A 16,191-nucleotide genomic window follows, 5' to 3' on the forward strand; every position below is an offset into this window, starting at 1 on the left:
CGATATGTCTCAGAAATTTATGAAATTCATGGTATTGCTCATGATTAGCCTGCTGTTAATTTCTTCACTTTTAGCAGGAGCAGCAACCTTTTTATAAGGTTTCAATAAAAGCAGACAAGCAGGTGATTCGTTCAATCAACGAATGGCCTGTTTGTCTTTGGCAAGCTTTTCAAATGAATCGCTTGATGTTGTAATCCATACTTTTGTTCCAACCGGAAGCTGGTCAAATAGAAGCTCTACATCTTGATTATGAAGTCTCACACAGCCTGCCGTGATAAATTTCCCAATCGATGTTTCGTCACTCGTCCCATGAATTCCGTACGTTCTGCCATCTGTTCCTCGTGCATCAAATCCAATCCACCTTCGGCCAAGAGGGTTATTCTTCGCACCGCCTTCAATATTCTTTTTTCTGTAATAGGGATCTTTCGCTTTGATCATAATGGTAAATTCCCCTTCTGGTGTTAAATCGGCTGTTTTCCCTGTAGAAGCAGGATATATTTTTTGGATTTGTCCTTGATCAATATAGGCAAGTTCATTTGTTTGTTTATTAATAATGACATACGGGTCTCCTGGAAGCGGGTTTTGTCCGAGCGGCCAGATAGGTGAAAGGGACATGGTCAATACGGTATAAAATAAAAGACGCATAGGCTCCTCCTTTTTCATTAGATTGACCAATGAAGGAGGAACTCATGCGTCTCTATTCTTTCATCCCTTTAAAATAGCTTTTCAGTACTAAATATTGTTCCATTTCTCCGAGGAAATGAAAAAGTGCAGCTCTTGCCTCAAACTCTTCTCGTGTTTGCGGCAGCGGAAGCTTATCGAACTCTTCTTTCATATCAATGAGACGTCTTAAAAATTTATGCGCCGTGTTCCCTGGGTGAATATGTTCGCGTAAGTCTCTGACGTATTCGGCAATCATTTGCCCATGCTCTGTTGTGATGGAAATGGACGTGATTTTCGGAAGCACACGCTCAATGATTTCGAATTGCTTTTGCCTCATATTAAAATAATGATAATACAGGTTTTCATGTCTTAGGACATGGTTTTCAACATCACGATATGCGAGAGCTTTCGCTTCTTTGATCAATTGATGTGTCTCTGGTATTTCTTTTCCTGTCCAGTCTTGTTTCCCTGTCATTAAGTATTGCTCGATTTCCTCAAAGATTTTTGCAAAGTTGGCTTCAATCTGTTCGCTGTAGCGTTTGAGCTTTTTATCGACACTTGGCATATACAAGTTCATGATAAGTGCTACGCCAACACCAATTGTTATCAGCAGCAGCTCATTCCAGATGAGGTGAAGGGTAATCCCGCCAGACATGTATAAATGGAGAATGATGACTGAACTTGTGACAATCCCTTCTTTAATGCGGAGCAAAACGGTTGTCGGAATAAAGACAAGCAGCATCAGACCAATCACAAAAGGATGATACCCAATCAGATCGAAAAATAGATAAGAAAATAAAATGGCAAGACTGCATGCTGCAAAGCGGGCTCCCGATGCTAAGAGGGACCTTTTCTTTGTCACCTGAATACACAGAATCGTAATAATCCCAGCAGCCGAATAATTTTGAAGGCCGAGCAGTTGTGCAATATAAATGGCGATCGCTGTTCCTAGTGCTGTTTTCAGCGTTCGGTAGCCGATTTTAAACATGATGTGATTCACTCTTTTCTGTCTTGTTTCCATTCACTTTTGTGAAATGATGAACTTTTTTTACTTTCCCCATTATAATCAAAAAAAGAAGGAGATGTTAAGTCGCCTTCTCTTTTTTCTTTATAATATTTTTTGTAAGAAGTCTTGCGCGCGCTGTGACGACGGCGATTCAAAGAATTGCACAGGGTTTGCATCCTCTACAATTTTCCCATCATCCATAAAGATCACGCGGTCAGCCACTTCTTTTGCAAAGCCCATTTCATGTGTGACGATCACAAGTGTCATTCCAGATTGAGCAAGCTCTTTCATGACCTCTAGGACTTCCTTGACCATTTCTGGATCTAGTGCAGAAGTTGGTTCGTCAAACAGCATGATGTCTGGAGTCATCGCAAGCGCACGTGCAATTGCCACACGCTGCTTTTGACCGCCTGACAAACGGTTCGGAAAATCATCTTTTTTCTCTAAAAGCCCTACCTTTTTCAGCAGATCTTCAGCTTGTTTGATGCTGTCTTCCTTCGATTGATTCTTCACATTCATTGGCGCATACGTGATATTTTCCAGCACGGTTTTATGCGGGAACAGGTGGAAATGCTGAAACACCATTCCGATGTTCTCACGCACTTTGAGTGCATTGGTTTTTGGGTTTGTGATTTCGGTATCCTGAATTGTAATGACACCAGAAGTCGGCTTTTCAAGCAAGTTGATGCAGCGAAGAAACGTCGATTTTCCTGAACCAGATGGTCCAATGACTGCGACAACTTCCCCTTCTTTAATGGTGGTGTCGATCCCTTTTAATACTTCATTTTTGCCAAAAGATTTTGTGAGTTTCTCTATGTTAATCATTTGATTTTAACTTCCTTTCCACCGATTTGCCGACAAAGGTGAGAACAAGCACGATGACATAATAGATGAGACCCGCAAAAATAAGCGGTTCAAGATAATTATACGTGACGGCACCTGCTTGATAGGCTCGTCTCATGACATCTCCCAGTCCAATAACTGTCACAATTGCTGATTCTTTTGTCAGTGTAATCGTTTCATTCACAAGTGCAGGTGAAATATTTTTAAACGCCTGCGGAAGCAATAAGTCCTTCATCATTTTAGCATAAGGGATGCCTAAAGCAACGGCTGCTTCTTTTTGACCTTTATCAATCGCATTAATACCAGCACGAATAATTTCAGATACGTATGCCGCAGAGTTTAGTGAAAATGCGGCTACAGCAGCCCAGTATTGATCGATTTGAAACCCGAGAAGCTGAGGCAGACCAAAATAAATAATGAGCAATTGAAGCACAAGCGGTGTGCCTCGGAAGATGGATGTATAAAAATCTGCAAGCCAAATGAGCGGCTTAAATACACTAATTTTGCAAAGCGTTAATAAAATCCCTAAGATAAATCCAAGAAAAAGTGATACCACAACAATAGAAAGTGTGACCTTAAGCCCTTCTAAAATAAAGGGCATCTGAGGTATTACATCTTTAAAATCTAACATGACAGTCTCCTTTTTTATGCCTTCATACGAAATCAAAAAATAAAACAGGAAAAAAGTTCAACATAAGTTGAACTTTTCAGCGCTTTCTACTGAATTTTCATGAATGACGCTGATCCTTTTCCTGACTTATTTTTCATCAGCAAACCATTTTTTAATTAATTTATCAAGTTCGCCATTGTCTTGCATTTCTTTTAATGATTGATTAAATTTAGCTGTTAAGTCGCTATTTTTCTTGAATGCAATGGCTGAACCTTCGTTTGAACTATTCAATCCAAATGCTTGGAAGTCTTTTTCTTTTTTCAAATAACCAGCAGCTACTTTATCTTCAATAATGGCTGCATCAAAACGACCTGCTTTGATTTCTTGAATGATATCAGAGATTTTATTACGGTCTTCCACTTTTAAGTTATATTTCTTTTGCAAACCGTTTGCTTCATCCTGCTGGATTGAACCTAATTGAACGCCGACTGTTTTATCTTTTAAGTCTTTCTCTGTTTTCATTCCGCTAGATTTCTTTGAGACAACTAAGTTTTTAGCATTGTAATAAACATCAGAGAAATCTAATTGTTTTTTTCGTTTTTCTGTAGGGGTCATGCCTGCAAGGACAATATCAGCTTTATTTGTTTTAAGGGCTGATACAAGGCTTGCAAAATCCATATCTTGAATTTCTAGCTTGTAGCCGTTCTTTTTCGCTAGTGCTGTTGCAAGATCGACATCAAAACCGACAATTTTATCTCCGTCTTTTGATTCAAATGGCGGATAATCTGCCGATGTCGCCATAACGAGTGTTTTGTCATCTCCTGATGCGTTTGAATTATTAGAAGAAGTTCCGCAAGCTGCGAGTGCAGCTGCAAGACCAGCTGTCATAAGTAATAATAACCACTTTTTCATAAGATAATGCCTCCCAGTATTTAAAATCATGTATTGTTTTGAATATTTATTCACTATAATGTATTTTAAACACTTTCTTTTTAAGATGCAATAGTATTTTGCTAAAATTATTTTGATTCAATGGTCTTATAAAACAAAAAGCAGACCGATCTAAAGACCGGACTGCTTTATATTTCATCATTCAAACGTCACACGTTAAATTTCTTCGCAATGCTCATCGAATGCAGCTTGAAGCTTTGACACGACTTCCATTGGCTCGTGTCCTTCAATTTCATGACGTTCGACCATTTTAATGATCTTTCCATCTTTTAATAATGCAAAGGATGGTGAAGATGGCGGGAAGCCTTCAAAGTATTCACGGGCTCTTGCTGTTGCCTCTTTGTCTTGTCCAGCAAACACTGTCAACAATTGATCTGGACGCTTATCGTAATGAACAGAATAGCCTGCAGCTGGTCTTGCAATACCGCCAGCACATCCGCATACTGAATTCACCATCACAAGTGCTGTGCCTTTTTTAGACAGTGCTTCATCTACCTCTTCAGATGATGTAAGCTCAGTATAGCCTGCCTGTTTGATCTCTTCTCTCGCTTGTTTCACAATATCATTCATAAATAAATTAAAATCAATATTCATTGTCCGTCCACTCCTTTAGCATGCCAAAACCATTTTAACAACATCATATCAAGGAAAACGCCTGCGGGCAAATGTGTTGTCTTTTCATCCCCCCACTTTTTCCGAACATCGTTTATGAGCTGTCAAATTGGGGAAAAGTGATGATAAAGAGATGAAAGGGAGAACTGCGTGATGGCACAATTCAAAAAAGCGATGCTCATTTATAATGGAAATGCTGGACAAAAAAACATGGAAAAAATTCTCGGTCAAACAGTACCTCTTCTTTCTCTACATATTGATGAACTCATTCTTAAACCAACAAAACAGCCAAATGATGCTTATCAATTCTGTCGTGCAATTGATGAGACGATAGAATTGCTTATCATATTAGGCGGAGATGGAACCGTGCATGAATGCATGAATGGCATCGGCGGTTTAGAAAAAAGGCCGGCTGTAGCGATATTACCAGGCGGGACATGCAATGACTTTTCTCGAACGCTTGGTATTCCGCAACAAATGCAAAAAGCCGCTCAAATAATTGTAGACGGCATAGAAAAGAAGGTCGACTTAATCAAAGCAGGAGATCGATACTTGTTAAACTTTTGGGGCATCGGGCTGATTGCAGACACATCCAACAATATTAATGACAAGGAAAAAGCTGTACTCGGCAAAATCAGCTACTTCACAAGTGCCCTGCGCACCTTGCAGCAAACAGATCCTTTTCACGTACGAATTGAAACAGAGGAGGAAAGCTGGGAAGAAGAAGCCGTCATCGTTCTTGTCATGAATGGACATTTCATCGGGACAAATAAAATTGATTTGCCCAATGCAGCAATTGATGATGGGAAAGCAGAAATCTTAATTTGCAGAAATACGAGCTTCTCTGCTCTAAAAGAAATCTTTTCTATGAACCGGGAAGAACTGGAGGATTTCACCGGGGACCTCTCCCTCATTCAAGCATCCAATATTCAGATCCATACAAAGGAGGAAATGGATGCTGATACAGATGGCGAAGTGTATATGACAGCCCCAACTTCTTTAGAAGCGTTAAAACAGCATTTGACCTTTATTGTTCCAGCAGAATAAAGAAAACGCCCGAGATCATTCTTTTTCGGGCGTTTTTTTGATATAGCGTCTGTATAAATATTCAAGTGCATAGCCAAGCAGCGTCCCAGCAAGAAGAGAAATTCCTAAGAGGCTATTTGCTGCTCCTTTAAATCCACCGACAATCAGCAAGCAATACACAATTTGAATCATTGAAACGATTGATATGATGAGTAGTAATCTTTCAGGATGATTGCGTGATTTAGAAATATATCGAAGAAAAGCGAACGCAATTGCTGTGATAAACATGAGCCCAACCGTTAAAAACGCAAAAAAGTCTAATCCAGACATATCACCGCTCCTTTCTCATTATGTAGAAATCCCCCTCTCCATATCGGGAGGGGGACATTCTTGTTTTAGTAAACAGATGTCTGCTCGTCAATGCCTTCAAGGATTTGTTTTATTCGTTGAAGGAATCTGCCGCATACAAGACCATCAAGTACTCTGTGATCTAATGAAAGACAAAGGTTGACCATGTCTCTTGCTGCAATCATGCCGTTTACAATCATTGGACGCTTCACGATCGATTCTACTTGTAAAATCGCCGCTTGCGGGTAATTAATGATTCCCATGGATTGTATAGAACCAAATGATCCCGTGTTGTTTACAGTAAAGGTGCCGCCTTCCATGTCACTTTGCTTCAGCGTTCCTTGTCTCACCTTGGAAGCAAGCTCATGAATTTCTTTGGCGATGCCCTTAATCGTTTTTTCATCCGCATCCTTAATGACTGGAACAAAAAGAGCGTCATCAGTCGCAACAGCAATCGAGACATTGATTGCTTTCTTTTGAACAATTTTATCTCCAGCCCACATGCTGTTCATTTCTGGGAATTCCTTTAAGCCCTGAGCCACTGCTTTGACAAAGAACGCAAAGAACGTCAAATTAAAGCCTTCTTTTGCTTTAAATTGGTCCTTGAGCTGATTTCTTCTTGTCACAAGGTTTGTCACATCGACTTCCATCATCGTCCATGCGTGCGGAATTTCATGTTTGCTTCTCAGCATATTTGCCGCAATCGCCTGCCTAATTGGCGTGACTGGCAGTTCAACATCACCAGGCATTGTAGAGACGGAAGGGGCCGCTTTTGGTTTTGATGGCTGCGCAGGCTCCGGCTTTACCGCCTGTTCATTAACAGGTGCTGCCTTCTCTTGTACGCCGCCGTTTTCAATAAGCTGAAGTAAATCTTTTCTTGTGATTCGTCCGCCTGCTCCGGTTCCTTGAACAGCAGCTAAATCAATGCTGTGCTCATCTGCTAAACGAAGGACTGCTGGAGAGTAGCGTTTCTTTTGACTTTGATTCTCTTTTGTTTGATCTGCTTCAGGTGCTTCACTTTGCTCAGGTGCCGCTTCTTCTTTCGCACTCTGCTGCGAGCTGCCTTCTACTTCCATTTCACAGAACACTTCTCCTACTTGCAGCGTATCGCCTTCTTCAGCCGATAGCTTTGTAATCGTTCCTGTAAAAGATGACGGGACTTCTGCGTTCACTTTATCCGTCATGACTTCCGCAATCGGATCGTATTTATTCACATGATCGCCAGGTGAAACGAGCCATTTGCTAATGGTTCCTTCTGTTACACTTTCACCTAGCTGAGGCATTTTCATTTGTTCAATTGCCACTTGAAACCCTCCTCTTTCTTAAAACGCCGCTAGCTCTCTCATTTCAGCTTCTACCTTATCTGGATTGACCATGAAGAATTTTTCCATTGGCGGCGCATAAGGCATTGCCGGGATTTCTGGTCCGGCTAGACGTTTGATTGGTGCGTCTAAATCAAATAAGCAATGCTCCGAAATGATCGCCGCTACCTCACTCATGATGCTGCCCTCTTTTGTATCTTCCGTTAGAAGAAGCACTTTGCCTGTTTTTGATGCCGCTTCAATAATGGCTTCCTGATCGAGCGGGTACACTGTTCTCAAATCGAGAATATGCGCAGAAATGCCGTCTTTCGCAAGGCGGTCTGCTGCTTGCAGCGCAAAATGGACACAGAGGCCATATGTAATGACCGTGATATCATCGCCTTCACGTTTCACATCTGCTTTTCCAATAGGGAGTGTGTAATCCTCCTCAGGTACTTCTCCTTTGATGAGACGGTAGGCACGTTTGTGTTCAAAGAACAATACAGGATCTGGATCACGCACCGCAGCCTTTAAAAGACCTTTTACATCATAAGGTGTAGAAGGCATGACAATCTTCAAACCAGGCTGATTGGCAAAAATCGCTTCAACCGATTGTGAATGATAAAGCGCCCCGTGTACACCGCCCCCGTAAGGTGCGCGGATGACCATTGGACAGCTCCAATCGTTATTTGAGCGGTATCTGATTTTCGCAGCCTCTGAAATGATTTGGTTGATTGCAGGCATAATGAAATCCGCAAATTGCATCTCCGCAATTGGGCGCATTCCATACATCGCTGCCCCAATACCTACACCAGCAATGGCTGATTCTGCAAGAGGTGTATCCATGACGCGCGCCTCTCCGAATTGCTCATAAAGACCCGCTGTCGCTTTAAATACGCCGCCCTTTTTCCCGACATCCTCTCCGAGCACAAACACTTTTGGATCTCGTTCCATTTCTTCTTTCATCGCCAGTGTAATGGCGTCTATATATGACATAACAGGCATTTTTCTTCCCCCTTACTCCGCATACACGTAACGAAGTGCGCTTTCTGCATCAGCATAAGCAGCGTTTTCCGCTTCATCAGTCGCTTCGTTTACGATTTGCATGATTTCTTTTGTCATCTCTTCTTTCATTTCAGAAGTCATGACGTTTCCTTCGATTAAATACGTTTCATATTGGATGAGCGGATCTTTCTTTCTCGCTTCGAGCACTTCTTCTTTTTCTCGATAGCTTGAATCATCATCATCACTTGAATGCGCAGTTAAACGGTAAGAGATCGTTTCAATCAACGTTGGTCCTTCGCCTCTTGCCGCACGGTCTCTCGCTTCTTTGACAGCGGCATATACTTCAAGCGGATCATTGCCATCAACGGTTACACCAGGCATTCCGTACCCAATTGCACGATCTGAAATGCGTTCACATGCCACTTGTTTGTCATACGGCACGGAAATCGCGTACTTATTGTTTTCACACATGAAAATAACAGGCAGCTTATGCACAGCAGCGAAGTTAGCGCCTTCGTGGAAATCACCTTGGTTTGAAGAGCCCTCACCGAACGTGACAAAGCTGACAAAGTTTTTCTGCTCCAGACGTCCAGCAAGTGCAATCCCCACTGCATGAGGAACCTGCGTTGTGACAGGTGAAGATCCCGTCACAATTCGATTTGATTTTTGTCCAAAATGACCTGGCATCTGTCTTCCGCCCGAGTTTGGATCGTCTTGTTTTGCGAAACCAGACATCATTAAATCTTTGGCTGTCATCCCAAATGCGAGGACAACCCCCATATCACGGTAGTAAGGTAAGACGTAATCCTCTTCTCTATTGAGAGCAAAAGCAGCACCGACTTGCTGCGCTTCCTGCCCTTGACAAGAAATCACGAATGGAATTTTACCAGAACGGTTTAAAAGCCACATCCGTTCATCAATTTTCCTTGCTAGAAGCATTGTTCTATATATATCAATTGCTTGTTCATCTGATAATCCTAATTCATGATGACGCATGTTACTCATCTTATTTCCCTCCTTGATTAAAAATGGATCGCCTTCCCGTCAACAGCAAGAGCTGCCTCACCAATCGCCTCTGATAAGGTTGGATGCGGGTGGATCGTTTGCCCCACTTCCCACGGCGTTGCATCAAGTACTTTGGCTAATCCAGCTTCAGATATCATATCTGTTACATGAGGACCAATCATATGAATCCCTAAAATATCATCTGTCTTTTGATCGGCAATGATTTTGACGAATCCATCAGATTCCCCGTACACAAGCGCTTTACCGATCGCCATAAATGGAAATTTCCCCATTTTCACTTCGAAGCCTTGCTCTTTTGCCGCCTGTTCAGTGAGTCCAACACTAGCGGTTTCTGGGTGAGAGTAGACACATTTAGATACGAGCGTTTCATCGAGCGGCTTTGGATCTTTCCCAGCCATATGTTCCACAGCAATCATGCCTTCGTGTGAAGCCACATGTGCCAGCTGAAGCCCGCCAATGACATCTCCTATTGCGTAAATATGCGATTCTTTCGTTTGATAATGTTCATTCACGACAATGCCTTGTTTTTCTGTTTGGATGTCCGTGTTTTCAAGACCAATGCCTTCAATATTTGGTACTCTGCCGACTGAAAGAAGAAGTTTTTCCGCTTCAAACGTCTGAATGTCTCCATCCTTTTCTGCTAGAATCGTCACGAGATTCTCCTGCTTTTTGATGGTATCTGGCAGTACTTTCGCATTTTTCACAAAGGTGATGCCTTTTTTAGATAAAAGCTTTTCCATTTCTTTAGAAATGTCATGATCCTCTGTTGGCAATATGCGATCTGCAAATTCAATCACAGTCACCTTCACACCAAAATCATTGAGCATGGAAGCCCACTCAATTCCGATCACCCCGCCGCCGACAATGAGCATTGACTGTGGAAGCTCTGGCAGTTCAAGTGCATCATCTGATGAAAGAATGTGCGTCCCATCTGCTTCAAGCCCAGGCAGCACCCGTGGTCTTGAACCTGTCGCAATAATGACCTGCTTTGGAATGAGCATTTCATTTTCATCTCCATTTGCCATTTCTACGGAGATGGTTCCTGGCATTGGCGAAAAGATAGATGGACCAAGGATACGGCCGATCCCTTCATAGACATCAATTTTTCCTTGTTTCATTAAGTGTTTGACGCCGCCTGCTAGTTTCTCTACAATCTCTGTTTTTCTTTTCTGCACATTGGCAAATTGCAAGGCAATGCCGTTTGCCTCAACGCCAAAATCAGCAGCACGTTTGACGGTTTGATAGACTTCTGCACTTCTAAGCAGCGCTTTAGACGGAATGCATCCTTTATGCAGACATGTTCCGCCAAGCTTTTCTTTTTCTACAACTGCTGTTTTCAATCCAAGCTGTGAGGCACGGATGGCCGCTACATAGCCGCCTGTGCCTCCACCAAGAATGACGAGGTCATATTCAGTTGCCATGACTTGTCACTCCTTTCTTCATTCGTTGATCATTTGGGTATTCTTTCGGTGATTCTTCTTCTTTTAAAATACGAAGTGCACCTTCTGCTAAGGATTGCAGTTCATTTTCGCCTGGATACACGACAACATCTGAAATCCAGTCAATGTATCCTCTAATACTTGATGTAATTTGTTTGCTGTACGCAAGTCCGCCTGTTAACACAATGACGTCAACTGCTCCTTTTAAGACAGCACTAGCCGCACCGATTTCCTTGGCAATTTGATAGCACATCGCTTCATAAATCAGCGCCGCCCGTTCATCGCCTGCTTCAATCATGCGCTCCACTTTCACAGCATCTGTCGTGCCAAGGTAGCCCGCAAGTCCGCCTTCACCAATAATGCGTTTCAGCATTTCCTCTTGGCTATACTCACCAGAAAAGCAAAGATTGACGAGGTCACCTGTTGGCAGGGTCCCCGCTCGCTCCGGGCTGAAAGGTCCTTCGCCATGCAGTCCGTTATTGACATCAATGACTTTTCCTTTTTCATGTACACCAATGGTGATGCCGCCGCCCATATGCGTAATAATCATGTTCAAATCTTCGTAACGCTTCCCAAAGGATGCAGCCGTTTTTCTTGCGACTGCTTTTTGATTTAATGCATGGAAGATGCTTTTTCTTTCAATCGTTGGCAGCCCTGAAATACGAGCAATTGGTTTTAGTTCATCCACCACAACTGGATCGACAATAAAAGCTGGGATGTTCAGGCCAAGTGCAATTTCTCGTGCAATGATACCGCCCAGATTTGATGCATGCTGGCCGGCATATCCTTCTTTGAGGTCTTGGGTCATTTGCTCATTGACTTCATATGTGCCTCCTTCGATAGGCCGGAGAAGGCCGCCGCGTGCGCACACTGCATCAAACTTTGAGATGTTCATCCCTTGTTCATGCAGCGTTTTCAGGATTGTTTCTTTACGAAATGAAAATTGATCAATGATATGTGGGAATTGCTTTAATTCCTCATCTGTATGTCTGAGTGTCGTTTCAAAAATAGATCGTTCATTGTGAAACACACCGATTTTTGTTGAAGTAGAGCCAGGATTAATTGTGAGAATACGCCATTCTTTTGTCAGCAAAAACAAAACCTCCGTTTCAACTCATTCTTCAAATTAGCGACGACTTAAAATATGTTGACCATTTTGCAGGAATTGGCTTCTTGATTTGCGCATTCTTTCAATTCGCTCCTCTGCCAATCGGTCTGCCGCTTTATAAGTTGGAATGGCATCACGGTTTGAAATTTCAATGACACGTTCAATATTTTGGTAAATACCTTCCACTTTTTTCATCGCACGATCTGCATTATAGCCATAAAGCTCATCAGCAACGTTAATCACGCCGCCTGCATTGATCACATAATCAGGTGCATAGACAATGCCCATTTCATGGATAAGATCGCCGTGATGCGTTTCTCTCAGCTGGTTATTGGCTGCACCTGCGATGACCTTTGCTTTCAACTTAGGAATCGTTACATCGTTAATCGTTGCACCAAGTGCACATGGTGCATAAATATCACATGCTTGATCATAAATATCGTCAGGGTCTACTGCTTTTGCACCAAAGTCTTCAACAGCTCGCTTTACAGAGTCTTTGTTGATATCTGTGACAATTAGCTGTGCACCTTCTTCGTGCAGGTGTTTACACAAATTGTAGGCCACATTCCCAACACCTTGGACAGCAATTGTTTTTCCTTCTAATGAATCGGTCCCAAATGCAGCTTTGGCAGCAGCTTTCATCCCTTTATATACACCGTAAGCCGTAACAGGAGACGGATTTCCGGAAGAACCAAATGCAGGAGAAATACCTGTCACAAAGTCTGTTTCTTCATGAATAAGATCCATGTCTTCTACCGTTGTACCGACATCCTCCGCTGTGATATAGCGGCCATTCAATCCTTGAATGTAGCGTCCAAACGCACGGAACATTTCTTCATTTTTATCTTTTCTCGGGTCACCGATGATGACTGTTTTCCCGCCGCCAAGATTCAGGCCTGCTGCTGCGTTTTTATAAGTCATCCCTCTTGCTAGACGTAACGCATCTTCGATCGCTGCTTCTTCGTTTTCATACGTCCACATTCTCGTCCCGCCTAGTGCTGGCCCAAGTGTTGTATCATGAATAGCAATAATGGCTTTTAAGCCAGACTGTTCATCCTGACAAAATACAAGCTGCTCATAATCGTATCGTTCCATATATTTAAAAAGTTCCATTGTTTATTCCTCCTATGACTTCCGCTTAATTTGATGTACAGATGGCAAGTGCAATTGAATAAAGCTTACTTTCGGCTGTATCCGATCGGCTTGTTAAGGCAATCGGCGCCTTCGCTCCTGCCACCACAGCTCCCACCTTTGCATGTGCAAAGTAGATGAGAGATTTATAAAGAATGTTCCCTGCTTCAATCGTTGGCACAAGCAAAATATCTGCATGACCGGCGACATCACTCGTAATATTTTTATGAGAAGCTGCCGTTTGAGAAATGGCATTGTCTAAAGCAAGAGGTCCATCAATGAGGCAGCCAGAAATTTGACCTCGCCTATTCATTTGTGCCAGACTTGCCGCTGTCAAAGTTGAATCCATTGCCGGGTTCACGACCTCTACCGCAGATAACACTGCCACCTTTGGCATGTCGTTTCCGACAGCTTGTGCTACTTGAACAGCATTGATCGTGATCTCTTTGAGCATATTTAAATCGGGCGCGATGTTCATCGCAGAATCCGTGACATAAATAAAACGATCAAAGCCCGGCACTTCGAATGCCGCGACATGTGATAGGACACTCGCTGTCCGCAGCCCGTACTCTTTATTCAGTACCGCTTTTAAAAGAACGGCTGTCGGGACATGCCCCTTCATCAATATATCTGCATGCTTCTCACTCACTGCCTGCACGGCAATTTTGGCTGATTCTTCAGGAGAATCCGAATGAATAATATCTATCCAGTCCTCATTGATCTCATGCTGTTTCACCAGCTCCTTCAGGTTGCGTTTGTTCCCAACCAGCAGGAAGCGAGCGACCTTTCGTTCAATTGCCATCTTGATGGCATGAAGCACTTCTTCGTCTTCTGCATGAGCCACAGCAGCAGTTTTATTTTGCAGCTGGGCGGCTTTCATAATCAGATCGTCAAGCTTCATATATGTCCACCTTTCCTTATGCTCGGTTCATGGTTTTCATATGCAAGTTCTGTGCCAGCTTGAAATGCAGCGACATAAGGCATTTCGCATGAAATACATGCAATTTTTTGCAGGTAACATGCATTTTATTGCATGCTATCTTTTGCAAGTTGATATTTATCCATTTTATAGTAAAGGTTTCGAATGCTAATCCCTAACGTTTTCGCTGTTTTCGTGCGGTTGAATTGATGCTTTTCAAGGGTTTGTTTAATCAGCTGCGCTTCAAATGCCTCAACAGCATCCGAAAGTGTCTCTCCCTCAAATTGACTGACAGCCAGTTCCTGCTGCTCTTTTTCTTCCTGCTCTTCTGACTCCATGAAGGAAATATGATCTTCATCGATCCATTCTTCTTGCGGGTTCAAAAAGATCATGGCTCGTCCAAGGACATTTTCCAGTTCTCTTACGTTTCCAGGCCAGCTGTAGGATCGAAGTCTATCGAGCGCCCCTTCCGTTAAGCCGCTCACATTTCGTCCATAGTCTAAATTGATCTTCTGGATGAGACGTTTGCTTAAGGAGTCAATATCTTCAAGGCGCTGCCTTAGCGGCGGAATAGAGATCGGATATCTGTTCATGCGATAATATAAGTCCTCTCTGAACTTTCCTTCCGCCATCGCTTTTTCAATATTGACATTTGTTGCGGTGATCACACGTACATCAACAGGGATGGCTTTTGTTCCGCCTACTCTGACAATTTCTTTCTCCTGCATGACGCGTAATAATTTCGCTTGTGTACTTGGCGTCATTTCACCAATTTCATCCAAAAAAATACTGCCGTGATTTGCCTCTTCAAACAGCCCTTTTTTACCGCCGCGCCTTGCACCAGAAAACGCTCCTTCCTCGTAGCCAAAAAGCTCTGACTCTAAAAGGGTTTCCGATAAGGCCGCACAGTTGACTCTTACAAAGCGATTATATTTCCGGTCACTTTCATTGTGTATAGCGTGCGCGAACAGCTCTTTCCCAGTACCTGATTCTCCCCTGAGTAAGATGGTGGCTGGTGTTTTTGCCCCTAGCTTTGCCTGCTCAAGTGCCACAAGCATTTGCTCACTTTCTCCAATAATGTCTTCAAATGTGTACTTTGCCTCAAGTGTCCGGATGAGCTGTCTTGCTTTATTCAATTCATTGGTGAGTGATTGAATTTCTGATACGTCATGAATGACGCCGACACTGCCTTTTAGAATGCCATCAACGATCACTGGCGCTACGTTGACGATCACATCCTTCTTATTTGGTCCGACTTTCATTCTAACGCCTCGAACCGGCCTTCTCGTTTCAAGCACCTTCAAATGCATGCTTTCGCCTTCAGAAATATCCGCACCTGCTGGTTTGCCCACAACTTCTTTGTCTGTTAACCCCGTCATTTTCGTGTAAGCTCGGTTGATTAAAATTCCTTTCCCCTGCTCATCTACGACGGATATCGCTTCATCCGATGATTGAATAATAGCCTCAAGCATTGTCCGCACTTCTTTGAGGTTTGTGACTTCCTCCGCAAGCTCCACCGCATCTGTAATATCTTTGAAGATCGATAAAGCGCCCAGCATTCTTCCTGCGTCATCAATAATTGGCAAACGCGTTGTGACAATTTGTATTTGCTGATTCAGAAATTGTTTTTGATTAAATTCAGGCTCCCTCGATCTTAAAATATCGGGAAGCTTTGTGTTTGGAATGACTTCACGTATGTGACGGCCAATCGCATCTTTTTGCGAACATCCAACCATTTTGGCAGCCGACCGATTAAATAGGACGACTTCTTCATCCATATTAATAAAAATCATGCCATCGTTCGTTGCATTAAAAATGCGGTCATGTTTATAGGTTTGTTCCTTTAATATTTGAATGAGCTGATGCTTTTCTGACATTAATTCTGATATGACGTATGCCATCGAACTCGGAACAATGACAGCATGCTCTCGTTTTTCTTTCATCAGTTCTTTAAGCACAGCTGAACTGCCCGTTGTTTCAATGATGATATCAATGTCATCTTTTATGTATTCTTTCCAATCCGTTGTCGTATCGATTCCATTCTTTTTCGCTTCTACCATCCCCGGTGCCCCAAGATCAAGGTCGGCGATCGCAACGATTTGAATCATATTTGTTTTCAGCAATGTTTCAAGCAATATTGATCCACCGTGTCCTGCACCGACAATCAAGACTCTCTGCATCCCGTTACCCCTTTATATGAAAA

General features: G+C 42.7%; 17 protein-coding genes. 2 read left to right on the forward strand and 15 right to left on the reverse strand.

All coding sequences use genetic code 11. The annotated features are described in order from the left end of the window. Positions 1–4 precede the first annotated feature (4 nt). Positions 5–97, forward strand: coding sequence for a stressosome-associated protein Prli42 (prli42, locus tag C6344_RS18765; RefSeq protein WP_149865350.1), 93 nt, complete (start codon positions 5–7; stop codon positions 95–97). 38 nt (positions 98–135) lie between these two features. On the opposite strand, the gene C6344_RS06730 is transcribed toward prli42, so the two are convergent. The 6 genes from C6344_RS06730 to C6344_RS06755 all read right to left on the reverse strand — a co-directional run bounded on the left by C6344_RS06730 (position 136) and on the right by C6344_RS06755 (position 4,667). Continuing rightward, a complete protein-coding gene (locus C6344_RS06730) occupies positions 136–645 on the reverse strand; it encodes a L,D-transpeptidase (RefSeq protein WP_060596807.1) in 510 nt (169 codons plus the stop codon). A gap of 52 nt (positions 646–697) precedes the next feature. Then, positions 698–1,651, reverse strand: a complete 954-nt coding sequence (locus C6344_RS06735; RefSeq protein WP_034661221.1) for an aromatic acid exporter family protein — start codon at positions 1,649–1,651, stop codon at positions 698–700. 120 nt (positions 1,652–1,771) lie between these two features. Then, positions 1,772–2,494: an arginine ABC transporter ATP-binding protein ArtM gene (gene artM / locus C6344_RS06740; protein WP_034661222.1), complete on the reverse strand. Its 723-nt coding sequence runs from the start codon at positions 2,492–2,494 to the stop codon at positions 1,772–1,774. Next, a complete protein-coding gene (gene artQ / locus C6344_RS06745) occupies positions 2,487–3,143 on the reverse strand; it encodes an arginine ABC transporter permease ArtQ (protein WP_003215691.1) in 657 nt (218 codons plus the stop codon). Before artQ ends, artM begins: the two co-directional genes overlap by 8 nt. 126 nt (positions 3,144–3,269) lie before the next feature. Then, positions 3,270–4,034, reverse strand: coding sequence for a transporter substrate-binding domain-containing protein (locus C6344_RS06750; RefSeq protein WP_066030686.1), 765 nt, complete (start codon positions 4,032–4,034; stop codon positions 3,270–3,272). A gap of 195 nt (positions 4,035–4,229) precedes the next feature. Continuing rightward, positions 4,230–4,667, reverse strand: coding sequence for a BrxA/BrxB family bacilliredoxin (locus tag C6344_RS06755; RefSeq protein ID WP_034661224.1), 438 nt, complete (start codon positions 4,665–4,667; stop codon positions 4,230–4,232). A gap of 171 nt (positions 4,668–4,838) precedes the next feature. Between C6344_RS06755 and C6344_RS06760 the strand changes: the two genes are divergently transcribed. Further along, on the forward strand, positions 4,839–5,732 hold the full coding sequence (locus tag C6344_RS06760; RefSeq protein ID WP_060596809.1) for a YegS/Rv2252/BmrU family lipid kinase: 894 nt from the start codon (positions 4,839–4,841) through the stop codon (positions 5,730–5,732). A 15-nt stretch (positions 5,733–5,747) separates the two neighbouring features. On the opposite strand, the gene C6344_RS06765 is transcribed toward C6344_RS06760, so the two are convergent. The 9 genes from C6344_RS06765 to C6344_RS06805 all read right to left on the reverse strand — a co-directional run bounded on the left by C6344_RS06765 (position 5,748) and on the right by C6344_RS06805 (position 16,168). Next, entirely contained in the window at positions 5,748–6,041 is a 294-nt protein-coding gene (locus C6344_RS06765; RefSeq protein ID WP_034661226.1) for a YesK family protein, read from the reverse strand. A gap of 65 nt (positions 6,042–6,106) precedes the next feature. After that, entirely contained in the window at positions 6,107–7,363 is a 1,257-nt protein-coding gene (locus C6344_RS06770) for a dihydrolipoamide acetyltransferase family protein (RefSeq protein ID WP_066030685.1), read from the reverse strand. Between the two features lie 18 nt (positions 7,364–7,381). Beyond that, positions 7,382–8,365 carry an alpha-ketoacid dehydrogenase subunit beta gene (locus C6344_RS06775; RefSeq protein WP_034661229.1) on the reverse strand — a complete coding sequence of 328 codons (984 nt, stop codon included), beginning with the start codon at positions 8,363–8,365 and terminating at the stop codon, positions 7,382–7,384. Positions 8,366–8,377: 12 nt separating this feature from the next. Further along, positions 8,378–9,370 (reverse strand): thiamine pyrophosphate-dependent dehydrogenase E1 component subunit alpha, encoded by a 993-nt coding sequence (locus tag C6344_RS06780; RefSeq protein ID WP_034661231.1) that lies wholly within the window; start codon positions 9,368–9,370, stop codon positions 8,378–8,380. 17 nt (positions 9,371–9,387) lie between these two features. Continuing rightward, positions 9,388–10,812: a dihydrolipoyl dehydrogenase gene (gene lpdA / locus C6344_RS06785; RefSeq protein ID WP_106072447.1), complete on the reverse strand. Its 1,425-nt coding sequence runs from the start codon at positions 10,810–10,812 to the stop codon at positions 9,388–9,390. Then, complete coding sequence (gene buk / locus C6344_RS06790; RefSeq protein ID WP_375565887.1) at positions 10,802–11,923, reverse strand: butyrate kinase; 1,122 nt, start codon at positions 11,921–11,923, stop codon at positions 10,802–10,804. The genes lpdA and buk overlap by 11 nt, the downstream gene beginning before the upstream one ends. Positions 11,924–11,956: 33 nt before the next feature. Continuing rightward, positions 11,957–13,051: a branched-chain amino acid dehydrogenase gene (bcd, locus tag C6344_RS06795; protein WP_003215658.1), complete on the reverse strand. Its 1,095-nt coding sequence runs from the start codon at positions 13,049–13,051 to the stop codon at positions 11,957–11,959. A gap of 25 nt (positions 13,052–13,076) precedes the next feature. Next, complete coding sequence (yqiS, locus tag C6344_RS06800) at positions 13,077–13,970, reverse strand: phosphate butyryltransferase (protein WP_034661238.1); 894 nt, start codon at positions 13,968–13,970, stop codon at positions 13,077–13,079. Between the two features lie 125 nt (positions 13,971–14,095). Next, on the reverse strand, positions 14,096–16,168 hold the full coding sequence (locus tag C6344_RS06805) for a sigma-54 interaction domain-containing protein (protein WP_034661239.1): 2,073 nt from the start codon (positions 16,166–16,168) through the stop codon (positions 14,096–14,098). Positions 16,169–16,191 lie beyond the last annotated feature (23 nt).

Source organism: Bacillus sp. GBSW19 (assembly GCF_002998655.1).
GTDB lineage: Bacteria > Bacillota > Bacilli > Bacillales > Bacillaceae > Bacillus.